The 22,586-nt window shown below is 70.5% G+C and carries 21 protein-coding genes; 13 read left to right on the forward strand and 8 right to left on the reverse strand.

Translation table 11 applies throughout. The features are described 5' to 3' along the window. The 10 genes from CCN72_RS09420 to CCN72_RS09465 form a co-directional block, all read left to right on the forward strand. Nucleotides 1–870: gluconeogenesis factor YvcK family protein (locus tag CCN72_RS09420; protein ID WP_086807112.1), on the forward strand; the 870-nt coding region annotated here is incomplete at its 5' end. Beyond that, entirely contained in the window at nt 861–1,850 is a 990-nt protein-coding gene (gene whiA, locus CCN72_RS09425) for a DNA-binding protein WhiA (protein WP_086807113.1), read from the forward strand. The genes CCN72_RS09420 and whiA, both read left to right, overlap by 10 nt. Nucleotides 1,851–2,251: 401 nt before the next feature. After that, on the forward strand, nt 2,252–3,259 hold the full coding sequence (gap, locus tag CCN72_RS09430; RefSeq protein WP_037662715.1) for a type I glyceraldehyde-3-phosphate dehydrogenase: 1,008 nt from the start codon (nt 2,252–2,254) through the stop codon (nt 3,257–3,259). Between the two features lie 145 nt (nt 3,260–3,404). Further along, nucleotides 3,405–4,616, forward strand: a complete 1,212-nt coding sequence (locus CCN72_RS09435; protein ID WP_086807114.1) for a phosphoglycerate kinase — start codon at nt 3,405–3,407, stop codon at nt 4,614–4,616. A 6-nt stretch (nt 4,617–4,622) separates the two neighbouring features. Next, nucleotides 4,623–5,399, forward strand: a complete 777-nt coding sequence (gene tpiA, locus CCN72_RS09440) for a triose-phosphate isomerase (RefSeq protein ID WP_037662718.1) — start codon at nt 4,623–4,625, stop codon at nt 5,397–5,399. Nucleotides 5,400–5,524: 125 nt separating this feature from the next. Continuing rightward, nucleotides 5,525–5,755, forward strand: a complete 231-nt coding sequence (gene secG, locus CCN72_RS09445) for a preprotein translocase subunit SecG (RefSeq protein WP_037662719.1) — start codon at nt 5,525–5,527, stop codon at nt 5,753–5,755. A gap of 210 nt (nt 5,756–5,965) precedes the next feature. After that, on the forward strand, nt 5,966–6,301 hold the full coding sequence (locus CCN72_RS09450; RefSeq protein WP_003957010.1) for an RNA polymerase-binding protein RbpA: 336 nt from the start codon (nt 5,966–5,968) through the stop codon (nt 6,299–6,301). 123 nt (nt 6,302–6,424) lie between these two features. Then, a complete protein-coding gene (locus CCN72_RS09455) occupies nt 6,425–7,693 on the forward strand; it encodes an MFS transporter (protein ID WP_086807115.1) in 1,269 nt (422 codons plus the stop codon). A gap of 52 nt (nt 7,694–7,745) precedes the next feature. After that, nucleotides 7,746–9,398: a glucose-6-phosphate isomerase gene (pgi, locus tag CCN72_RS09460; RefSeq protein WP_086807116.1), complete on the forward strand. Its 1,653-nt coding sequence runs from the start codon at nt 7,746–7,748 to the stop codon at nt 9,396–9,398. Nucleotides 9,399–9,506: 108 nt separating this feature from the next. Continuing rightward, nucleotides 9,507–10,286, forward strand: coding sequence for a hypothetical protein (locus tag CCN72_RS09465; RefSeq protein WP_086807117.1), 780 nt, complete (start codon nt 9,507–9,509; stop codon nt 10,284–10,286). Between the two features lie 68 nt (nt 10,287–10,354). Here CCN72_RS09465 and pgl read toward each other — a convergent pair whose 3' ends face one another. Genes pgl through tkt form a run of 5 tightly spaced genes read right to left on the reverse strand, consistent with a single transcriptional unit; the run spans nt 10,355 to nt 17,022 of the window. Continuing rightward, nucleotides 10,355–11,137, reverse strand: a complete 783-nt coding sequence (pgl, locus tag CCN72_RS09470; protein ID WP_086807118.1) for a 6-phosphogluconolactonase — start codon at nt 11,135–11,137, stop codon at nt 10,355–10,357. Next, on the reverse strand, nt 11,134–12,210 hold the full coding sequence (gene opcA / locus CCN72_RS09475) for a glucose-6-phosphate dehydrogenase assembly protein OpcA (protein ID WP_086807119.1): 1,077 nt from the start codon (nt 12,208–12,210) through the stop codon (nt 11,134–11,136). The genes pgl and opcA overlap by 4 nt, the downstream gene beginning before the upstream one ends. After that, entirely contained in the window at nt 12,207–13,745 is a 1,539-nt protein-coding gene (gene zwf / locus CCN72_RS09480; protein ID WP_085564178.1) for a glucose-6-phosphate dehydrogenase, read from the reverse strand. The genes opcA and zwf overlap by 4 nt, the downstream gene beginning before the upstream one ends. 1 nt (nt 13,746) lies before the next feature. After that, nucleotides 13,747–14,901 carry a transaldolase gene (gene tal / locus CCN72_RS09485; RefSeq protein ID WP_086807120.1) on the reverse strand — a complete coding sequence of 385 codons (1,155 nt, stop codon included), beginning with the start codon at nt 14,899–14,901 and terminating at the stop codon, nt 13,747–13,749. A gap of 33 nt (nt 14,902–14,934) precedes the next feature. Then, nucleotides 14,935–17,022 (reverse strand): transketolase, encoded by a 2,088-nt coding sequence (tkt, locus tag CCN72_RS09490; RefSeq protein WP_086807121.1) that lies wholly within the window; start codon nt 17,020–17,022, stop codon nt 14,935–14,937. Between the two features lie 424 nt (nt 17,023–17,446). Between tkt and CCN72_RS09495 the strand changes: the two genes are divergently transcribed. The 3 genes from CCN72_RS09495 (at nt 17,447) to CCN72_RS09505 (ending at nt 19,712) form a co-directional block, all read left to right on the forward strand. Beyond that, complete coding sequence (locus tag CCN72_RS09495; RefSeq protein ID WP_086807122.1) at nt 17,447–18,418, forward strand: heme o synthase; 972 nt, start codon at nt 17,447–17,449, stop codon at nt 18,416–18,418. Between the two features lie 117 nt (nt 18,419–18,535). After that, nucleotides 18,536–18,856, forward strand: coding sequence for a hypothetical protein (locus tag CCN72_RS09500; RefSeq protein WP_086807123.1), 321 nt, complete (start codon nt 18,536–18,538; stop codon nt 18,854–18,856). Nucleotides 18,857–18,965: 109 nt separating this feature from the next. Continuing rightward, nucleotides 18,966–19,712, forward strand: coding sequence for a nucleotidyltransferase domain-containing protein (locus CCN72_RS09505; protein ID WP_086807124.1), 747 nt, complete (start codon nt 18,966–18,968; stop codon nt 19,710–19,712). A 49-nt stretch (nt 19,713–19,761) separates the two neighbouring features. On the opposite strand, the gene CCN72_RS09510 is transcribed toward CCN72_RS09505, so the two are convergent. The 3 genes from CCN72_RS09510 to CCN72_RS09520 all read right to left on the reverse strand — a co-directional run bounded on the left by CCN72_RS09510 (nt 19,762) and on the right by CCN72_RS09520 (nt 22,564). Then, nucleotides 19,762–20,772, reverse strand: a complete 1,011-nt coding sequence (locus CCN72_RS09510; RefSeq protein WP_086807125.1) for a COX15/CtaA family protein — start codon at nt 20,770–20,772, stop codon at nt 19,762–19,764. Nucleotides 20,773–20,870: 98 nt separating this feature from the next. Then, complete coding sequence (locus tag CCN72_RS09515; RefSeq protein ID WP_086807126.1) at nt 20,871–21,644, reverse strand: ABC transporter permease; 774 nt, start codon at nt 21,642–21,644, stop codon at nt 20,871–20,873. Further along, on the reverse strand, nt 21,641–22,564 hold the full coding sequence (locus CCN72_RS09520; RefSeq protein WP_086807127.1) for an ABC transporter ATP-binding protein: 924 nt from the start codon (nt 22,562–22,564) through the stop codon (nt 21,641–21,643). Before CCN72_RS09520 ends, CCN72_RS09515 begins: the two co-directional genes overlap by 4 nt. Nucleotides 22,565–22,586 lie beyond the last annotated feature (22 nt).

Below are 22,586 nucleotides of genomic sequence, written 5' to 3' on the forward strand. Positions count from 1 at the left end.
GTCACCGTGGCCGACGACGGCGGCTCCAGCGGACGGCTGCGCGACGAGCTGGGCGTGCTGCCGCCCGGCGATCTGCGCAAGGCGCTGGCCGCGCTGTGCGGGGACGACGACTGGGGCCAGACCTGGTCCCGCGTCATCCAGCACCGCTTCCAGTCCCAGGGCGATCTGCACGACCACGCGGTGGGCAATCTGCTGATCGTCGCCCTGTGGGAGCAGCTCGGCGACCATGTCCAGGCGCTGGACCTGGTCGGCAAGCTGCTCGGCGCGCACGGGCGGGTGCTGCCCATGTCCGCCGTGCCGCTGGAGCTCCAGGCCCTGGTCAAGGGGCACGATCCGGAGCACCCGGAGGCCGTGGACACCGTGCGCGGGCAGGCCACCGTGGCGCTGACGCCCGGCGAGGTGCAGTCCGTGCACCTGGTGCCGAACGACCCGCCGGCCGTCCCGGAGGCCCTCGCGGCGGTCCTGGACGCGGACTGGGTGGTGCTCGGCCCCGGGTCCTGGTTCTCCTCGGTGATCCCGCATCTGCTGGTGCCCGAGCTGCTGGACGCCCTGACCGAGACCAAGGCCCGCAAGGTCCTTTCCTTGAACCTCGTTCCGCAGCCGGGGGAAACCGAGGGCTTCTCCCCGCAGCGTCATTTGGAGGTTTTGGGGCGACACGCCCCTAAACTCGCCCTGGACGTGGTGCTGGCCGACGAGGCCGCCGTGCCCGACCGCGACTCGCTCACCGAAGCCGCCAAGCGGCTGGGGGCCGCGGTCGAGCTGGCCCCGGTGGCCCGGACCGACGGAACACCCCGGCACGACCCGGAGCTGTTGGCCGCCGCGTACGACCGTATTTTTCGGATGCATGGAAGGATCGGCCCATGGCGATGACGGCAGCGGTGAAGGACGAGATCTCCCGGCTCCCCGTCACCCGGACCTGCTGCAGGAAGGCGGAGGTCTCCGCCATTCTGCGGTTCGCCGGCGGCCTGCACCTGGTGAGCGGGCGCATCGTGATCGAGGCGGAGCTGGACACGGCGATGGCGGCCCGCCGCCTCAAGCGGGACATCCTGGAGATCTTCGGCCACAGCTCGGAGCTGATCGTGATGGCGCCCGGCGGACTGCGCCGCGGCTCGCGCTATGTCGTCCGGGTCGTCGCGGGCGGGGACCAGCTCGCCCGGCAGACCGGCCTGGTCGACGGCCGCGGCCGGCCGATCCGCGGGCTGCCCCCGCAGGTGGTCTCGGGGGCCACCTGTGACGCGGAGGCGGCCTGGCGCGGGGCGTTCCTCGCGCACGGCTCGCTGACCGAGCCCGGCCGCTCCTCCTCCCTGGAGGTGACCTGCCCGGGCCCGGAGGCCGCGCTGGCACTGGTCGGCGCCGCCCGCAGGCTGTCGATCGCCGCCAAGGCCCGGGAGGTGCGCGGGGTGGACCGCGTGGTCGTCCGGGACGGTGATGCGATCGGCGCGCTGTTGACGCGGCTCGGCGCGCACGAGTCGGTGCTGGCCTGGGAGGAGCGCCGGATGCGCCGCGAGGTGCGGGCCACGGCCAACCGGCTCGCCAACTTCGACGACGCGAACCTGCGGCGTTCGGCGCGCGCGGCGGTGGCCGCGGGGGCGCGGGTGCAGCGGGCGCTGGAGATCCTCGGCGAGGAGGTGCCCGAGCACCTCGCGGCGGCGGGACGGCTGCGCATGGAGCACAAGCAGGCCTCGCTGGAGGAGTTGGGCGCCCTCGCCGACCCACCGCTGACGAAGGACGCGGTCGCGGGCCGGATCCGCCGGCTGCTGGCCATGGCCGACAAGCGCGCGTCGGATCTGGGCATTCCGGGCACGGAGGCCAATCTGGCGGACGAACTGGCGGACAACCTGGTCGGCTGACCCGACCCACGCCCGACACGCCGGTGCCGAACCCCCGTCCGAGGGGGTCCGGCACCGGCTTTCGTCTGTCCGCGTCCGGTGAACCGGAGTGCTCATACCACAGGTGAGCGGAGCCCCCATCAACGGTGCGGAATCGGGGTAGTCAACAGGTGAGCCGACCCGCTCACGAACGAGTGACACTGGCGTCAACAAGGGGCGACATTAGATAGCAAAAACGGGTGAATCCACTGCCGATCCGAGACGGTCCGTACCTCTACTGCCAGGTACGGAAGGCCTGCCCATGTATGCGTCATCTCGATGTCACCGAGGGGGTCGCGGAGAGGTAGGGTCGGTGGTGGTCGGGGACATCCCAAACAGAGCTCGCCGGCTCGCATGCCGGCGTACCACGAGGAGATCGGTTCGTGACGATCCGCGTAGGCATCAACGGCTTCGGCCGCATCGGTCGTAACTACTTCCGCGCACTGCTGGAGCAGGGTGCGGACATCGAGGTTGTGGCTGTCAACGACCTGGGTGACACGGCCACCACGGCCCACCTGCTCAAGTACGACACGATCCTGGGTCGCCTCAAGCAGGAGGTCTCCCACACCGCCGACACGATCACCGTCGACGGTCACACCATCAAGGTGCTGTCCGAGCGCAACCCGGCCGACATCCCCTGGGGTGAGCTGGGCGTCGACATCGTCATCGAGTCGACCGGCATCTTCACCAAGCGCGAGGACGCCGCCAAGCACCTGGCCGGCGGCGCCAAGAAGGTCCTCATCTCGGCTCCGGCCAAGGACGAGGACATCACCATCGTGATGGGCGTCAACCAGGACAAGTACGACGCGGCCAACCACCACGTCATCTCGAACGCGTCCTGCACCACCAACTGTGTGGCCCCGATGGCGAAGGTCCTGGACGAGAACTTCGGCATCGTCAAGGGTCTGATGACCACGGTGCACGCGTACACCAACGACCAGCGCATCCTGGACTTCCCGCACAAGGACCTGCGCCGCGCCCGCGCCGCCGCCGAGAACATCATCCCGACCACCACCGGTGCCGCCAAGGCCACCGCCCTGGTCCTGCCGCAGCTCAAGGGCAAGCTGGACGGCCTGGCCATGCGCGTCCCGGTCCCGACCGGCTCGGTCACCGACCTCGTGGTCGAACTCAGCCGCGAGGTCACCAAGGAAGAGGTCAACGCCGCCTTCCAGAAGGCCGCCGAGGGCGAGCTGAAGGGCCTCCTCGACTACACCGAGGACCCGATCGTCTCCTCGGACATCGTCAACGCCCCGGCGTCCTGCACCTTCGACTCCTCCCTGACCATGGTCCAGGAGGGCAAGAACGTGAAGGTCATCGGCTGGTACGACAACGAGTGGGGCTACTCCAACCGTCTCGTGGACCTCACGGCCTTCGTCGGCAACCAGCTCTGATCGCCGAAGACCGCAGCAGTACGACCGTGACATGAGAGCAGGGCTCGGTCAGCGCACCGTCGCGCTGACCGGGCCCTGTCTCGCGCACGGATCACGTCCTCATACGATCAAGGTGCACCACGAGCCCTCCTCAGGAGTCCACTCAATGAAGACGATCGACGAACTTCTCGCCGACGGCGTAAGCGGCAAGCGGGTCTTCGTCCGCGCCGACCTCAATGTGCCGCTGGCCGACGGGACGATCACCGACGACGGCCGCATCCGCGCCGTGCTGCCCACCGTCAAGGCGCTCGCCGACGCGGGCGCCAAGGTGATCGTCGCCTCGCACCTGGGCCGCCCCAAGGGCGCCCCGGACCCCGCCTTCTCGCTGCTGCCCGCCGCCGAGCGCCTCGGTGAACTGCTCGGCTCCCCGGTCGCCTTCGCCCAGGACACGGTCGGCCCCGCCGCCCACGACGCCGTCGACGGCCTTCAGCCCGGCCAGGTCGCCGTCATCGAGAACCTGCGTTTCAACCCGGGCGAGACCTCCAAGGACGACGCCGAGCGCGGCGAGTTCGCGGACCGGCTGGCCGCCCTCGCCGATGTGTACGTCGGCGACGGCTTCGGCGCCGTGCACCGCAAGCACGCCTCCGTCTACGACCTCCCGGCCCGGCTGCCGCACTACGCCGGCTACCTCATCGCCACCGAGGTCGGCGTCCTGAGGAAGCTCACCGAGGACGTCAAGCGCCCCTACGTCGTCGCGCTCGGCGGCGCCAAGGTCTCCGACAAGCTCGCCGTCATCGACCAGCTGCTCGGCAAGGCCGACCGGCTGCTCATCGGCGGCGGCATGGCCTACACCTTCCTCAAGGCCAAGGGCTACGAGGTCGGCATCTCCCTCCTCCAGGAGGACCAGATCCCGGCCGTCACCGAGTACATGGAGCGCGCCGAGAAGCTCGGCGTGGAACTGCTGCTCCCCGTCGACGTCCTGGTCTCCCGGGAGTTCCCGGACCTGAAGACCAAGGCGCCGAGCCAGTACAACACCGTCGACGCGGACAAGATCCCCGCCGACCAGGAGGGCCTGGACATCGGCCCGAAGACCCGGGAGCTGTACGCCTCGAAGCTCGCCGACGCCCAGACCGTGTTCTGGAACGGGCCCATGGGCGTCTTCGAGCACCCGGACTACGCCGAGGGCACCAAGGCGGTCGCCCGGGCGCTCGTAGACTCGAACGGTTTCACCGTCGTCGGCGGCGGTGACTCCGCCGCGGCCGTGCGCACGCTCGGCTTCGACGAGAACGCATTCGGCCACATCTCGACCGGTGGCGGCGCCTCCCTCGAATACCTCGAGGGCAAGACGCTTCCCGGTCTCGCCGCACTGGAGGACTGACCCCGTATGACCACCCGCACGCCGCTGATGGCGGGCAACTGGAAGATGAACCTCAACCACCTCGAGGCCATCGCCCACGTCCAGAAGCTCGCCTTCGCCCTGGCCGACAAGGACTACGAGGCCGTCGAGGTCGCCGTCCTGCCGCCCTTCACCGACCTGCGCTCCGTACAGACCCTGGTCGACGGCGACAAGCTCAAGATCAAGTACGGCGCCCAGGACATCTCGCAGCACGACTCCGGTGCCTACACCGGCGAGATTTCCGGCCCGATGCTGTCCAAGCTGAAGTGCGCCTATGTGGTCATCGGCCACTCCGAGCGCCGCCAGTACCACGCCGAGACCGACGAGATCGTCAACGCCAAGGTCAAGGCCGCCTACAAGCACGGCCTGACCCCGATCCTGTGCGTCGGCGAGGAACTGGACGTCCGTGAGGCGGGCAACCACGTCGCCCACACCCTCGCCCAGGTCGAGGGCGGTCTCAAGGACCTCCCGGCCGAGCAGGCCGAGACGATCGTGATCGCCTATGAGCCCGTGTGGGCCATCGGCACCGGCAAGGTCTGCGGCGCCGACGACGCCCAGGAGGTCTGCGCCGCCATCCGCGCCAAGCTCGCCGAGCTGTACTCCCAGGACGTGGCCGACCAGGTCCGCATCCAGTACGGCGGCTCCGTGAAGTCAGGCAATGTCGCCGAGATCATGGCCAAGGCCGACATCGACGGCGCCCTGGTCGGCGGCGCCTCGCTGGACACCGACGAGTTCGTCAAGATCGTGCGCTTTCGCGATCAGTGACGGGTCGGCTACGCCATCCATGAGTAGGCGGTAGCCGCGATACGTCGTACTCTTGCGGGGGCACGGCCCAGGTGCTGTGCCCCCGTCGTCCATCCGAATCCGAGGAAGTTGGTCCAGCCGTGGTTTTGGGGTTCTCGATCGCCCTGATCGTCTTCAGCCTGCTGCTGATGCTGCTGGTGCTGATGCACAAGGGAAAGGGCGGCGGTCTCTCCGACATGTTCGGTGGCGGCATGCAGTCCTCCGTCGGCGGCTCCTCTGTCGCCGAGCGCAACCTCGACCGGATCACCGTCGTGATCGGCGTGCTGTGGATCGCGTGCATCGTGGTCCTCGGCATCCTGATGAAGACGAACAGCTGATCCCGGCCTTCCAGGCACACTCATTCCGTACGTTGAGCCCCATGTTCGGTACGCGCTCCCGAGCGCGGCCTATCATGGGGCTTGCGTCTGGGCGCGGGGGCGGTAACTCCCATCACTGGACGCGCGTTGGGCCTTACGTAGACTGAGGCGCTCGCAGCGAAGCGGTACGCCGACTCGCTTCGCGGCACCATCACGCAGGGAGTTACGACCGTGGCAAGTGGCAACGCGATCCGAGGAAGCCGGGTCGGGGCGGGGCCGATGGGCGAGGCCGAGCGCGGCGAGTCCGCACCGCGGCTGCGCATCTCCTTCTGGTGCTCCAACGGGCACGAGACCCAGCCGAGCTTCGCCAGCGACGCACAGGTCCCCGACACCTGGGACTGCCCGCGCTGTGGCTTTCCGGCCGGCCAGGACCGGGACAACCCGCCGGACCCGCCGCGCACCGAGCCGTACAAGACGCATCTCGCGTATGTGCGGGAGCGGCGCAGCGACGCGGACGGCGAGGCGATCCTCGCCGAGGCACTCGCCAAACTGCGCGGCGAGATCTAGACGTTGAGCCCGGCCGGGCACCCTCGGGGTGCCTGGCCGGAGCTGTTTCGCCGCTCGCTCCCGATCGATTGTCAGTGGCACCCTCTACGGTTCTCGTGAAGGCGACGACCGTGAGGGGGAGTTGTGACGACGGTGGCGGCGGGGGAGTCGCGGGCGCCCGCGTGGCGCGGGGGTTTCGGGCGGCTGTGGAGTGCCGCCGTGCTGTCCCGCTTCGGTGACGCGCTGCGCACCGCCGCCCTGCCGCTGCTCGCCGCCTCGCTGACCGACCGGCCCCTGCTCATCGCCGCCGTGACCGCCTGCGGCTATCTGCCCTGGATCCTCTTCGGGTTGTGCGGCGGGGCGATCGCCGACCGGGTCGACCAGCGGCGCGCCATGTGGACCGTGGACACGGTACGAGGGATGCTGGTCGCCGCCTTCGCGGTGGCCGTGGCTCTCGGACACGCCTCGATCGCGCTGCTCGTCGCGCTGGCCTTCACCCTGACCACGCTCCAGACCCTCTTCGACAACGCCTCCACCGCCCTGCTGCCCGCCCTGGTCGGCCCCGAGGCCCTCGGCAATGCCAACGCCCGGCTGATGACCGGGCAGAAGATCGCGGGCGGGCTGTTCGGAGCGCCCGTCGTACCGGTGCTGCTCGCCGCGGGGGCCGCCGCGCCCTTCCTGGCCGACGCGGGCACCTTCCTGCTGGCCGCCGCGCTGGTCGCCTCGCTGCGCACCGGTGCGCCCGAGCGGGCCCCGAGACCGGCGGGCAGCACCCTGCGCCGGGAGATCGCCGCCGGAGTGCGCACCCTGTGGCAGGACCGGCCGCTGCGCGGACTGTGCGCCGCCACGGCGCTGTGCAACATCGGCATGGGCGCCCTGATCGCCACCCTGGTCGTGCTCGTGACCGGCTGGCTGCACGCGGGCACCGCCGGCTATGCGGCGGTCACCACCGCGTACACCGTCGGCGGTCTGGCCGGGGGCGCGGTGAACCGGCGGCTCACGGCCGCGCTGGGCCCGGTGCGCACCGTCCTGCTCGCCGGTACGGCACAGACCGCGGCGCTCGTCGTCATGGGCTCCGTGCCCCGCCTGACCGCTCTGGTGGCGGCCATGGCGGCCTTCGGGTTCATGGGGATGCTGTGGAACGTCAACAGCACCACCCTGATGCAGCAGCGCGCTCCCGCCGGCGCCCTCGGCCGGGTCAGCTCCGCCTTCCGCACCCTGGGCGCCGCCGGAGCCCCGCTGGGCGCCCTGCTCGGCGGCGCCGCGGCCACCGCCTGGGGCCGGGGCACACCGGCCCTGCTCGCGGCCGCCTTCTTCGTCCTCTCCGTCCTCGCGCTCATACCGGCCGCCCGGCCGGACGCACCCGTCGCCGCGCCGGGGGACGGCGCCACGACGGCTCGCGTCCCCGGGTGATCAATTAGGTTGGAACCGCTGGGACAGGCACGAAAGAAGGCGGAAGTCGGAAATGAACGCAGACGGCCGTACCAGGCTCAACCAGATGCCCGAGTGGACCGCTCTCGCCAAGCACCGGGAGGAGCTGGCCGACACCGGTCTGAGGGAGTTGTTCGCCGCCGACCCCGAGCGCGGCACCGGGTACACGCTGCGGGTCGGCGATCTCCACATCGACTACAGCAAGCACCTGGTCACCGGCGAGACGCTGCGGCTGCTGCGCGAGCTGGCCGCGGCGACCGATGTGTTCGGGCTGCGGGACGCCATGTTCCGCGGCGAGAAGATCAACGTCACCGAGGGCCGTGCGGTGCTGCACACCGCGCTGCGCGCGCCCCGGGACGCGGTGATCGAGGTCGACGGCGAGAACGTGGTGCCCAAGGTGCACGCCGTCCTCGACAAGATGAGCGACTTCGCGCAGCGGGTGCGCTCCGGTGCCTGGACCGGTCACACCGGTCGGCGGATCCGCAATGTCGTCAACATCGGCATCGGCGGCTCCGACCTCGGGCCCGCGATGGCGTACGAGGTGCTGCGCAGCTTCGCCGACCGGGATCTGACGGTCCGTTTCGTGTCGAATGTGGACGGCGCCGATCTGCACGAGGCCACCCGCGATCTGGACCCGGCCGAGACGCTGTTCATCATCGCCTCCAAGACCTTCACCACCATCGAGACGATCACCAACGCCACCTCCGCGCGCACCTGGCTGCTGCATGCGCTCGGTGACGACGCCGCGGTGGCCATGCACTTCGTGGCGCTGTCCACCAACGCGGAGAAGGTGACCGAGTTCGGTATCGACCCGGACAACATGTTCGAGTTCTGGGACTGGGTCGGCGGCCGCTACTCGTACGACTCGGCGATCGGCCTCTCGCTGATGATCGCCATCGGCCCGGACCGGTTCCGGGAGATGCTGGACGGCTTCCACCTGGTCGACGAGCACTTCCGCACCGCGCCCGCCGAGACCAACGTCCCGCTGCTGCTGGGCCTGCTGGGCATCTGGTACGGCAACTTCCACGACGCCCAGTCGCACGCCGTACTGCCGTACAGCCACTACCTGTCCAAGTTCACCGCGTACCTCCAGCAGCTGGACATGGAGTCCAACGGCAAGTACGTGGCGCGGGACGGCAAGCAGGTCGACTGGGGGACCGGGCCGGTCGTGTGGGGCACGCCGGGCACCAACGGGCAGCACGCGTACTACCAGTTGATCCACCAGGGCACCAAGCTGATCCCGGCCGACTTCATCGGCTTCGCCGAGCCGGTGGCCGAGCTGAGCGGTGAACTGAAGGCGCAGCACGACCTGTTGATGGCCAACTTCTTCGCCCAGACCCAGGCGCTGGCCTTCGGCAAGATGGCCGAGGAGGTCCGCGCGGAGGGCGTGCCCGAGGAGCTGGTGCCGCACAAGACCTTCCAGGGCAACCGGCCCACGACCACCGTCCTGGCGAGGGAACTCACCCCGTCCGTGCTGGGCCAGCTGATCGCCTTGTACGAGCACAAGGTGTTCGTCCAGGGCGCCGTGTGGAACATCGACTCCTTCGACCAGTGGGGCGTGGAGCTGGGCAAGGTCCTCGCCAAGCGTGTCGAACCCGCCCTCACCGAGGGCGCGGAGGTACCCGGCCTCGACGCCTCGACCAAGGCGCTGGTCGCCACGTACCGGGAGCTGCGCGGCCGTAGCTGACGCGGCCGTAGCTGACAAGAGCGGGGAGCGCGGGGCATCGAGCGGTCCGCCGGCCGGTGTCCCGTACACTCCGATGATCATGAAGAACGCTACTCGGGGGAGTGTGCAGTGGCACGGGGGAACGGGGCGCGGAGCGCCCGGGGCGATCGCAACTATCTGAAGGCCCATCACGCGGCATGGGCGGTGTTCCATCCCGCCTGGATACCGGAACCACTCGATCCGGGCGTCGAACAGCTCAAGCGGATCCGGGTGGCCGCGGGCACGGTCGCCGCCGTCGGCGTCTACACCTTCGTGGAGGGCGGCTTCGCCGTCACGGAGATGCTGGAGAACCTGCTGGTCGCCTGCGGGGTCCTGCTGGTGATCGCCCCGCTGACGGTCGGGGTGATGCTGTGGATCTGGCGGCGCGGTGGCAGCCTGCGCGCCCTGCGGCCGCCGCTGCTGCGGGCCCTGGGACTGCTGCTCACCTTCGTGGCCGCGGCCGCCCTGACCCTGTTCCTGCTCCAGAACAGCAGCCGGACGGACATGGGACTGCTGATCCTCCCGCTGGGCCTGCTGACGCTGTGGCTGGTCTGGTTCGTCGGCGCCGGGGCCCTGCGCGTCACCGGGAACTTCTTCGGCACGGCCGCCGTGCACCGCGGTCTGCCGCCGCTGCTCGCCATCGTCACCACTTGGCTGATGGCGCTGCCCGACCTGTTCACCGGTGATCTGCACGGCCTCGGGCTCACCCTCGGCATCGTCTTCATCCTCGGCGCCCCGCTGACGGTCACCGGCATAGCGCTGTACGAACTGGCCGTCCTGAAGCGGAGGTTCGGCATACGGCTGGCGGACCATCCAGCGCTGCACCTCGGCCGGACACCGTACGACCCCCGGTACTCGTACGGCCGCTGAGCCCCGAAACGGGAGACGGCGGGGAACATCGGCCCCCGCCGTCTCCTCCGCCTACCCGTCGAGCGATGTCACGGGGACGCCGGCGGATACAGCGAGCGCGGCAGCTGGGAGGCCGCCGCCGAGTCCAGCAGCCACAGGGTGCGGCTCCGGCCGCGGGCGCCCGCCGCCGGGGCCTGGATCTCACCCGCGCCGGACAGCGCGATGGCCGCCGCCTCCGCCTTGTCCTCGCCCGCCGCGAGCAGCCAGACCTCACGGGCCGAGCGGATCGCGGGCAGGGTGAGCGAGATCCGGGTCGGCGGCGGCTTGGGCGCGCCGTGCACGCCCACCACCGTGCGCTCGGTCTCCCGTACGGCCGGCAGCTCCGGGAAGAGCGAGGCCACATGGGTGTCCGGGCCGACGCCCAGCATCAGCACGTCGAAGGTCGGTACCGAGCCGTGGTTCTCCGGCCCGGCCGCCTTCGCCAGCTCCGCCGCGTACGCCTCGGCCGCCGCCTCGACGTCCGTGCCGTACGGCCCGTCGGAGGCGGGCATGGCGTGCACGCGCGCCGGGTCCAGCGGGACGGAGTCCAGCAGGGCCGCGCGTGCCTGGGTGACATTGCGCTCCGGGTCGCCCTCGGGCAGATAGCGCTCGTCGCCCCACCACAGGTCGAGGCGGGTCCAGTCCACGGCGTCCCGGGCCGGCGCCTGGGCCAGCGCGGCCAGCAGACCGTTGCCGTTGCGGCCGCCGGTGAGGACCACGGACGCGCTGCCCCGGGATGCCTGCGCGTCCACGATCTTCGTGATCAGGCGGGCCGCGGCGGCCTGGGCCATCAGTTCCTTGTCGCGGTGGACGACCAGCTGAGGTGTGCTCACTTCGCCGACGCCTTCCTGGAGGGTGCCTTCTTCGCGGCCCGGGACGACGTCGCCTTCTTCGCGGGCGCCTTGGCCGCGGCCGGCTGCGCCCCGTCCGGAGAAGCCGAAGCCGAATCCGGAGTCGAAGCCGAAGCCTCCTGCTCCGGGACCGTGTTCAGCCGGTCCACCCCGTACCGCAGCGCCGACGCGTAGGTGTCGTCCGGGTCCAGCCGGCGCAGCTCCTCCGCGATCAGCTCGGCGGTGTCGCGCCGCTTGAGCGCCACCGCGCGGGCCGGCTGCCCCTTGATGGACAGCGTGGCCAGCGAGCCGTCCGCGCGGTCCAGGGTGATCGGGCCGCACGTGGTGTCCATGCGGACGCCGGTCAGACCGGGGCCCGCGGACGGAGAGCGCCGTACCGGCACGTCCAGCCGGTCCGCGAGCCACATCGCGAGCAGCTCGCAGCTCGGGTTGAACGCCTCGCCCTCCACCTCGACCGCCTGCACCCGGCAGTCGACCTGGTCCAGGGCGGCCGCCAGCATCGAACGCCAGGGCGTGATCCGGGTCCAGGACAGATCGGTGTCGCCGGGGGTGTAGGCGTCGGCGCGGGCCGTGAGTTCCCGTACCGGCTCCTCGGCGGTGTAGGTGTCGGTGACCCGGCGCTGGGCCAGCGCGCCCAGCGGGTCCTTCGCCGGGTCCAGCGGGGCGTTCACCGGCCACCACACGACGACGGGGGCGTCCGGCAGCAGCAGCGGCAGCACGACCGAGTCGGCGTGCTGGGACACCTCGCCGTACAGCCGCAGTATGACGGTCTCGCCGGTGCCCGCTTCCGCGCCCACCCGCACCTCGGCGTCGAGGCGCGAGCTGGTGCGGTCGCGCGGGGTGCGGGAGATCCGCTTGATGACCACCAGCGTGCGCGAGGGGTGCTCGCGTGAGGCGTCGTTGGCAGCCTTCAGGGCGTCGTACGCGTTCTCCTCGTCGGTGACGATGACGAGGGTCAGGACCATGCCGACGGCGGGGGTGCCGATGGCCCGACGCCCCTGCACGAGCGCCTTGTTGATCTCGCCGGCGGTGGTGTCGGTCAGGTCGATCTTCATGGCCTGCGCCAGCTCCGTCCGTCTCGTGCGAGCATCTCGTCCGCCTCGGCGGGGCCCCAGGTGCCCGAGGGGTACTGCGCGGGCCTGCCGTGCTTGTCCCAGTACTGCTCGATGGGGTCGAGGATCTTCCAGGACAGCTCGACCTCCTCCGTGCGCGGGAAGAGGTTGGCGTCGCCGAGCAGCACGTCCAGGATCAGCCGCTCGTACGCCTCCGGGCTGGACTCCGTGAACGACTCGCCGTAGGCGAAGTCCATGGACACGTCCCGGATCTCCATCGAGGTGCCGGGCACCTTGGAGCCGAAGCGGACCGTGATGCCCTCGTCCGGCTGGACGCGGATCACGATCGCGTTCTGGCCCAGCTCCTCCGTCGCCGTGTGGTCGAAGGGGGAGTGCGGGGCCCGTTGGAAGACGACGGCGATCTCGGTCACCCGGCGGCCGAGCCGCTTGCCGGTGCGCAGATAGAAGGGGACGCCCGCCCAGCGGCGGTTGTCGATGCCCACCTTGATCGCCGCGTACGTGTCGGTCTTCGACTTCGGGTCGATGCCGTCCTCTTCGAGGTAGCCGATGACCTTCTCGCCGCCCTGCCAGCCCGCCGCGTACTGTCCGCGCACGGTGCCCTTGCCCAGGTCCTTCGGCAGCCGTACGGCGCCGAGCACCTTGGTCTTCTCCGCGGCCAGCGCCTGCGCGTCGAAGGAGGCGGGCTCCTCCATCGCGGTCAGCGCGAGCAGCTGGAGCAGATGGTTCTGGATGACGTCGCGGGCGGCGCCGATGCCGTCGTAGTAGCCGGCCCGGCCGCCGATGCCGATGTCCTCGGCCATGGTGATCTGGACATGGTCCACGAAGGACCGGTTCCAGATCGGCTCGAACATCGTGTTGGCGAAGCGCAGCGCCAGGATGTTCTGGACGGTCTCCTTGCCGAGGTAGTGGTCGATCCGGAAGACCTGGTCCGGGGCGAACACCTCGTGCACGATGGCGTTCAGTTCCTCGGCCGACTTCAGATCGTGTCCGAACGGCTTCTCGATGACCGCGCGCCGCCAGGAACCGCCGGACTGGTCGGCGAGTCCGTGCTTCTTCAGCTGCTGGATGACCACCGGGAAGGAGCGCGGCGGCACCGACAGGTAGAAGGCGAAGTTGCCGCCCGTGCCCTGTGCCTTGTCCAGCTCCTCGATGGTGGAACGCAGCCTTTCGAACGCCTCGTCGTCGTCGAAGGTGCCCTGCACGAAGCGCATCCCCTGGATGAGCTGCTGCCAGACCTCCTCGCGGAACGGCGTACGGGCGTGCGCCTTGACGGCGTCGTGGACCTCCTGCGCGAAGTCCTCGTTGGCCCACTCGCGGCGGGCGAAGCCCACCAGTGAGAAGCCCGGCGGCAGCAGACCCCGGTTGGCGAGGTCGTACACCGCGGGCATCAGCTTCTTGCGCGACAGGTCGCCCGTGACCCCGAAGATGACCAGACCCGACGGCCCCGCGATACGCGGGAGCCGTCGGTCGGCCGGGTCACGGAGCGGGTTCGCTCCGGATCCCGAAACGGGTGACAAGTCAGCCCTCCGAAGGGGCGAGGCGCTCGAGCTCCGCCTGGGTGGACTTCAGCAGGTCGTTCCAGGACGTCTCGAACTTCTCGACGCCCTCGTCCTCCAGCACCTGGACGACCTCGTCGTACGAGATGCCGATCTTCTCCAGCGCGTCCAGGTCGGCGCGGGCCTCGGCATAGGTGCCGGTGACCGCGTCGCCGCGGATCTCGCCGTGGTCGTCGGTGGCCTCCAGGGTGGCCTCCGGCATGGTGTTGACCGTGTTCGGCGCGACCAGTTCCTCGACGTACATGGTGTCCTTGTACGCCGGGTCCTTCACACCGGTGGAGGCCCACAGCGGACGCTGCTTGTTGGCGCCCGCGTTCTCCAGCACGTTCCAGCGGTCGGAGGAGAAGACCTCCTCGTACGCCTGGTAGGCGAGGCGCGCGTTGGCCACGCCGGCCTTGCCGCGCAGCGCCTTGGCCTCGTCGGTGCCCATCTCGTCGATACGGCGGTCGATCTCGGTGTCCACCCGGGACACGAAGAAGGACGCCACCGAGTGGATCTTCGACAGGTCCAGGCCGCGCTCCTTGGCCTTCTCCAGACCGGAGAGGTAGGCGTCCATGACCGCGCGGTAGCGCTCCAGGGAGAAGATCAGCGTGACGTTGACGCTGATGCCCAGGCCGATGACCTCGGTGATCGCCGGCAGACCGCCCTGGGTGGCCGGGATCTTGATCAGGGTGTTGGGGCGGTCCACCAGCCAGGCCAGCTGCTTGGCCTCGGCGACGGTCGCCTTGGTGTTGTGCGCGAGGCGGGGGTCCACCTCGATGGAGACCCGGCCGTCCTGGCCGTCCGTGGCGTCGAAGACCGGGCGCAGGATGTCGGCGGCGTCACGGACGTCCGCCGTGGTGATCATGCGGATGGCCTCTTCGACGGTGACCTTGCGGGCGGCGAGATCGGAGACCTGGAGGTCATAGCCTCCCCCACTCTCGGCTGCGCTCGAGCGGGAGGTGCCCCCACCCCCCGAGATCGCCTTCTGGAAGATCGTCGGGTTCGTGGTGACGCCCACGACGTGCTGCTGGTCGATCAGCTCGGCGAGGTTGCCGGACGTGATCCGCTTGCGCGACAGGTCGTCCAGCCAGATCGCGACGCCTTCGTCGGAGAGGCGCTTGAGTGCGTCTGTCATGGAATTACATCTCCTACGTGTCGTATATGAGCGTCAGCGCTGGGCGGCGGCGATGGATTCCCGGGCCTTCGCGGCCACGTTCTCCGCGGTGAAGCCGAACTCCTGGAAGAGCACCTTGCCGTCGGCGGACGCACCGAAGTGCTCCAGGGAGACGATGCGGCCGGCGTCCCCGACGTACTTGTGCCACGTCAGTCCGATGCCCGCCTCCACGGAGACACGGGCCTTCACGGACGGCGGCAGCACGGAGTCCCGGTACCCCTGGTCCTGCTGCTCGAACCACTCGACCGAGGGCATGGACACGACCCGGGTCGGGACGCCGTCGGCCTGGAGCCGCTCACGCGCCTCGACGGCCACGTGCACCTCGGAACCGGTGGCGATCAGGATGACCTCCGGCTCGCCGCCCTCGGCCTCGAACAGGACGTAACCGCCCTTCGCGGCGTCCTCGTTGGGCTCGTACGTCGGCACGCCCTGGCGGGTCAGCGCGAAGCCGTGCGGCTGGCCCTTGCCGAACTCCTTGGTGTAGCGCTTGAGGATCTCGCGCCAGGCGATCGCGGTCTCGTTGGCGTCGGCCGGGCGGACGATGTTCAGGCCCGGGATGGCGCGCAGCGAGGCCAGGTGCTCGACCGGCTGGTGGGTGGGGCCGTCCTCGCCCAGACCGATGGAGTCGTGCGTCCACACGAACGTCACCGGCAGGTGCATCAGGGCCGACAGACGCACGGCGTTGCGCATGTAGTCGGAGAAGACGAGGAAGGTGCCGCCGTAGACACGGGTGTTGCCGTGCAGCGTGATGCCGTTCAGCTCGGCGCCCATGGAGTGCTCGCGGATGCCGAAGTGGATCGTACGGCCGTACGGGTCGGCCTCCGGCAGCGGATTGCCCTCCGGCAAGAAGGAGCTGGCCTTGTCGATCGTGGTGTTGTTCGAGCCGGCGAGGTCGGCGGAGCCGCCCCACAGCTCGGGGATCACCGGGCCGAGCGCCTGGAGCACCTTGCCGGAGGCGGCACGGGTGGCGACCGACTTGCCGGGCTCGAAGACCGGGATCTTCTCCTCCCAGCCGGTGGGCAGCTCGCCCGCCGCGATGCGGTCGAACTCGGCGGCGCGCTCGGGGTTGTCGTCCCGCCACACCTGGAGGGTCTTCTCCCACTCGGCCTTCGCGCGGGCGCCGCGCTCCAGGGCCTTGCGGGTGTGCGTGATCACGTCGTCCTCGACGGCGAAGGACTGCTCCGGGGCGAAGCCGAGGACGCGCTTGGTGGCCGCGACCTCGTCCGCGCCGAGCGCCGAGCCGTGCGCGGCCTCGGTGTTCTGCGCGTTCGGGGCCGGCCAGGCGATGATCGAGCGCATCGCGATGAAGGAGGGCCGGTCGGTGACCTGCTTGGCCGCCTGGATCGCGGCGAAGATCGCCGCCGGGTCCAGGTCGCCGTCCGCCTTCGGCTCCACGCGCTGCACATGCCAGCCGTACGCCTCGTAGCGCTCGGCGGTGTTCTCGGAGACGGCCGTCTCGGTGTCGCCCTCGATCGAGATGTGGTTGTCGTCCCACAGCAGGATCAGGTTGCCGAGCTTCTGGTGGCCGGCCAGCGAGGACGCCTCGGCGGAGATGCCCTCCTGGAGGCAGCCGTCACCGGCGATGCAGTAGATGAAGTGGTCGAACGGCGACTCGCCCTCGGCGGCCTCCGGGTCGAACAGACCGCGCTCGTAGCGGGCGGCCATCGCCATGCCCACCGCGTTGGCCACACCCTGGCCCAGCGGGCCCGTGGTGGTCTCGACGCCCTTGGTGTGTCCGTACTCCGGGTGGCCCGGGGTCTTGGAGCCCCAGGTGCGGAAGGACTCCAGGTCCGCCAGCTCCAGGCCGAAGCCGGCCAGGTAGAGCTGGGTGTAGAGGGTCAGGGAGGAGTGGCCGGCGGACAGCACGAAGCGGTCGCGCCCCACCCACTCCGGGTCGGCCGGGTCGTGCCGCATCACCTTCTGGAAGAGGGTGTAGGCGGCGGGGGCCAGGCTCATCGCCGTACCGGGATGGCCGTTGCCGACCTTCTGTACGGCGTCGGCGGCCAGGACTCGGGCGGTGTCCACGGCCCGCTGGTCCAGGTCGGTCCACTCAAGGTCTGTGGTGGTCGGCTTGGTGCTCACCCTGGGTCAGGGCTCCTCTCCACATGTCGGTCGCCGGTCTTTCGGGGCACATGCCCACCCGGCCGTCCGGCGTGCTTCTGCCCGCCGGACGTTGTCGAGCCTACCCTCGTAAGGACGTGCGTTTTCGCGGGTGATTCCAGACTGCCGGGCATCGACGGGATCCGCCTCCCGACTGGGCGAGACGGCATTTGGCACATGAATAAAGAGGCGCTCATCTGACCGCTCAAAAGAGTGGTGGGGGCCCTCTTCTGCGATCTCCGGCAAAGGGTGTTCCGAGAGGTCCCGGGAGCGCCCCGCGGGGGTCCGTCCGTGTGACCGCCAACACGACCCCACCCCCGCGAAGGCCGGGGTATGGGCAACGTCTAAAGTGGCGTGGTACGCGCGAGCCCTTCATGAAGACCTCATCCGGGGGAGGCTCGCTGGGATGTCTCTGTCAGGGGTGTGCGTGACGGCCGTCGAATCCCGTCCAGCTGCCGTGCTCGGTGGTACGAACCCGAGCCCGGCCCACCGGCCGTTCGGGGCCCGTGCCAAGGCATTCGTGGCGCTGACCAAGCCGCGGATCATCGAGCTGCTGCTCATCACCACCGTGCCGGTGATGTTCTTGGCGCAGCAGGGTGTGCCCGACCTGAAGCTGGTGCTGCTGACCTGCCTCGGCGGCTACCTCTCCGCGGGCGGCGCCAACGCGCTGAACATGTACATCGACCGCGACATCGACGCCGTCATGGACCGCACCGCGCAGCGGCCGCTGGTGACCGGCATGGTCAGCCCGCGCGAGTGCCTGGCCTTCGGCATCGGTCTCGGGGTCGTCTCCACGCTGCTGTTCGGGCTGACCGTCAACTGGCTCAGCGCCTGGCTGTCGCTCGGCGCGCTGCTCTTCTATGTCGTCGTCTACACGATGATCCTCAAGCGCCGCACCGCGCAGAACATCGTGTGGGGCGGCATCGCGGGCTGTCTGCCGGTGCTGATCGGCTGGTCCGCGGTCACGGACTCGATGTCCTGGGCGCCGATCATCCTCTTCCTGGTGATGTTCTTCTGGACGCCGCCGCACTACTGGCCGCTGTCCATGAAGGTCAAGGACGACTACGCGCGCGCCGGTGTGCCGATGCTCCCGGTGATCGCCTCCAACAAGGTCGTGGCCCGGCAGATCGTCATCTACAGCTGGGTGATGGTCGTCGTCTCGCTGCTGCTCACCCCGCTGGGGTACACGGGCTGGTTCTACACGGTCGTGGCCCTCGCGGCCGGCGGTTTCTGGCTGTGGGAGGCGCACGGGCTGCAGAACCGGGCCAAGGCCGAGGTCACCGGCGTGAAGCTCAAGGAGATGCGGCTGTTCCACTGGTCGATCACCTATGTGTCGATCCTCTTCGTCGCCGTCGCGGTGGACCCGTTCCTGCGCTGAGGCACCTTCTTCCTGACGCCGGCTTCCTCCGCGGGCGTTCTGCACGGGAGGGGCGCGTGGTCAAGGCCACGCACCCCTCCCGTCGCCGTTCGATCTACTCGTCGGTAGCATCCAGGCATGGCAGACACGCAGCAGGTTGACGCGAAGGCCGAGCGCACGGTGGCCCGGCTCGCCCGGAGGATCAGCGCCTTCTCCAAGGCCCATGGCGGTGCGGAGGGGCAGGTGGCGTACATCGGGGAGCGCGGGGCGCGGATCGTGCTCGTCGGCGAGGACGGCGGCTGGGGCGATGTGGTGGCCCCCTCCTACGCGATCGCCGAGCAGGCGGTGGCGAAGGCCGGGATCACCCGGCACGAGCAGTTCGACGGGGAGTTCGCGGCCAAGGTGACGACCGGGCCGTACGAGTGGAAGCGGATGGCGGGGATCCAGCTCGGGGGCTGATCCCCGGGCCGGCCACGGGAGCGCCGCGGTGTGCGCCCGCGTGGCGGAGCCGTATGCCTGATACCGAATACCGCCCCGCGCGCCCCGGTGGAGCGCCACACTGGGCGGCATGCGGACGCGGACGGAAGCCCTGCTCGGATGTTTTCTCGACGCCCTCACGCCGTTGCGCCCCCGTGCCGTCTGGGCGCACGGCTCGCTCGCCGGCGGTGACTACCAGGAGGGCCGCAGCGATCTCGATCTGATCGCGGTGCTTCCGGCGCCGCCGGGTCTGAAGACCGTACGCGAGGTCGTGTCCCTGCACCGGCGGCTGCGCCGGGAGCCGCTCGCCGCGCAGCTGCACTGCGGCTATCTCGCCCCGGCCACCCTCGACGATCCGGGCCGGGCGCATCTCACCTGGGCGCACGGCCATGTGCTGCGCCGCCCGGTCACCCCCGTCACCCGGCGCGAGCTGCACGCCTTCGGGCGGGTGCTGCACGGGGAGGTACCGGCGGGCCTCTTACCGCCGGTTCCGGATCAAAACCTGCGCGCGTTCGTCGTGGCGGACCAGCGGGACTACTGGCGGCCCGCCGTGGACCGGGCCCGGCTGTGGCGCCAGGACATCTGGGTCGACCTCGGGCTGCTGACCTTCGCCCGGGCGACCGTGACCCTGTGCGAGGGACGGCTGATCTCCAAGCGGGAGGCCCTGGCCGGGCTGCCGGACCTCGGCGCGCCCGCCGAGGTCGTCGAGGACATCACCCGCAGGCGGTACGAGGACCCGGCCCCGGTGGGTGACGACACCTGGCTCACCCGGCGCGCCGCGCTGACCCGGGCCTATCTGGGCCCGGCGATCGACGCGCTGGTCGCCGGGTACGGGTGAGCGAGGCGTACGGGTGAGCCAGGCGCTCGCAGGCGCTCGCAGGGGTGCGTCAGGCGTTCGTGGGAACCGTGGCCCCGGCCGCGGGCTCGGGCACCCCGAGCTCCGTCTCCGGGCGCTCGCGCAGCGCCAGCAGGACCCGCAGGACGCCGATCCACACCAGGCAGGAGCCGAGCATGTGGACGCCGACCAGCAGCTCGGGCAGGTGCGTGAAGTACTGCACGTAGCCGATGACACCCTGCCCCAGCAGGATCAGGAACAGCTCCCGGGTGCGGGCCAGCGGGCCGTGCGGGGCGTCGACGGCCTTGAGGATGAACCACAGGGCGAACGTCAGCGTCACCACGATCCACGCGAGCACCGCGTGCAGCTTGGCCACGGTCTCCCAGTCGATCGGGATCCGCTGCACATCGCTGGAGTCGCCCGCGTGCGGACCCGCGCCGGTGACCACGGTGCCGACCGCGATCAGCAGCACGGCCGCGACCACCAGGAACCACACCAGCTGCACCACGGCCTTGCCGACCAGCGGCCGGGGCGCGGCGTCGCCCTCGCGGGTGCGCTGCCACATCACCACGGCGACCGTGGTCAGCGCGGTCGCCAGCAGGAAGTGCGCGGCGACGGTGTACGGGTTGAGGCCGACCAGCACCACGATGCCGCCGAGCACCGCATTGCCCATCACCAGCCAGAACTGCGCCCAGCCGAGCCGGGTCAGACCGCGCCGGTACGGCTTCTGGGAGCGGGCGGCGATGATCGCCCAGCCGACCGCCGCGCACAGCACGTAGGTCAGCATGCGATTGCCGAACTCGATGGCGCTGTGATAGCTCAGCGCCTGTGTCGGCGTCAGGGAGCCGTCGGTGCACTCGGGCCAGGTCGGGCAGCCGAGGCCCGAGCTGGTCAGCCGTACGGCACCGCCGGTGACGACGATCACCACCGACATCACGAGCGCGATGAGGGCCGCCCGCTGCACGGTCCCCGGCTTCGGGGTCCAGCGGTCGGCGATGAAGGCGAGCGGATTACGCAGGGCCGCTACGGCGTCGGCGCGGTTCAGCTTTGGCACGCCCACCATCGTAGGCCGCCGCTTGTGCACGCTTTCACGAGGGTCCCGTACCGGCGCCGTGTCGCCGCTCACTTCCGGGCCCCCGCCCCCCTCGGGAGGGGGCCCGCTCACTCCCAGCGGAAGAACTTCCCCGCCGCCGCGAGCCCCACGACCGCCCACACCGCGAGGATCCCCAGATCGCCCCAGGGCATCCCGGCGCCGTGCTGGAGCACGTCCCGCAGACCGTCGGAGAGGGCGGAGATGGGCAGCAGGCCGAGGATGTGCTGTCCGGCCGAGCCGAACTTGTCCAGCGGCACGATGACCCCGCCGCCGACCAGCAGCAGCAGGAACACCAGGTTGGCCGCGGCCAGCGTCGCCTCCGCCTTCAGGGTGCCGGCCATCAGCAGGCCGAGCCCGGAGAAGGCGGCGGTGCCGAGGACCAGGAGGAGGAGTACGGCGGCCGGGTCGCCGTGCGGGGACCAGCCGAGCGCGAGGGCGATCACCGTCAGCAGGATCACCTGGAGCACCTCGGTGACCAGCACGGACGCCGTCTTCGCGGTCATCAGGCCCCAGCGCGGCAGCGGCGAGGCGGCGAGCCGCTTGAGCACGCCGTAGCGGCGCTCGAAGCCGGTGGCGATGGCCTGTCCGGTGAACGCGGTCGACATCACGGCGAGGGCGAGGATGCCCGGCGCGAGGAAGTCGACGGCCTTGCCCTTGCCGGTGTCCACGATGTCCACGGAGCTGAACAGCACCAGCAGCAGGGTCGGGATGACGACCGTCAGCAGCAGCTGCTCGCCGTTGCGCAGCAGCATCCTGGCCTCCAGGGCCGCCTGCGCCGCGATCATGCGGGGCAGGGGCGCGGCCCCCGGCTTGGGCGCGTACGTACCCGACGCGGTGGTCATGAGCGCAGCTCCTTGCCGGTCAGCTCCAAAAAGACGTCTTCCAGGGTGTGCCGTTCGACCGAGATGCGGTCCGGCATCACCCCGTGCTGGGCGCACCAGGAGGTCACGGTGGCCAGCAGCTGCGGGTCGACCTGGCCGACGACGCGGTAGGCGCCCGGGGTCAGCTCGGCGGCCGTGCAGCCGTCCGGGAGCGCCTTGAGCAGCGAGCCGACGTCGAGTCCGGGGCGGCCGGAGAAGCGCAGGGTGTTCTCGGCGCCGCCCTTGCACAGCTCCTCGGGGGAGCCCTGGGCGATGACCTTGCCGCCGTCGATGATCGCGACGTCGTCGGAGAGTTCCTCGGCCTCGTCCATGTGGTGCGTGGTGAGGATCACCGAGACGCCGTCGGCGCGCAGGTCCCGCACCAGGTCCCAGGTGGCCCGGCGGGCCTGCGGGTCGAGGCCGGCGGTGGGCTCGTCCAGGAAGACCAGTTCCGGGCGGCCGACGACGGCCATGGCGAGCGCGAGGCGCTGCTGCTGGCCGCCGGAGAGCCGGCGGTAGGAGGTACGGCCGCAGCTGCCGAGGCCGAGCCGTTCGATCAGGGCGTCCACGTCCAGCGGGTGGGCGTGCAGCTTGGCGACATGGCGCAGCATCTCGTCCGCGCGGGCGCCGGAGTACACACCGCCGGACTGGAGCATCACACCGATCCGGGGCCGCAGCTCGGCCGACTGCCGCACGGGGTCGAGGCCCAGGACGCGCACCGTGCCGGAATCCGGCTTCCGGTACCCCTCGCAGGTCTCGACCGTCGTCGTCTTGCCGGCTCCGTTGGGTCCGAGTACGGCGGTCACGCCCGCCCCGGCCTCCAGGTCGAGGCCGTTGACCGCGGTCTTCGCGCCGTACCGCTTCACCAGGGCCTGGACCTGGACGACAGGCTCACTTCGCATGGGACCTGAGTCTAGGGAGAGC

It is taken from the genome of Streptomyces murinus, assembly GCF_002154555.1.
Classification (GTDB): Bacteria; Actinomycetota; Actinomycetes; order Streptomycetales; family Streptomycetaceae; genus Streptomyces; species Streptomyces murinus.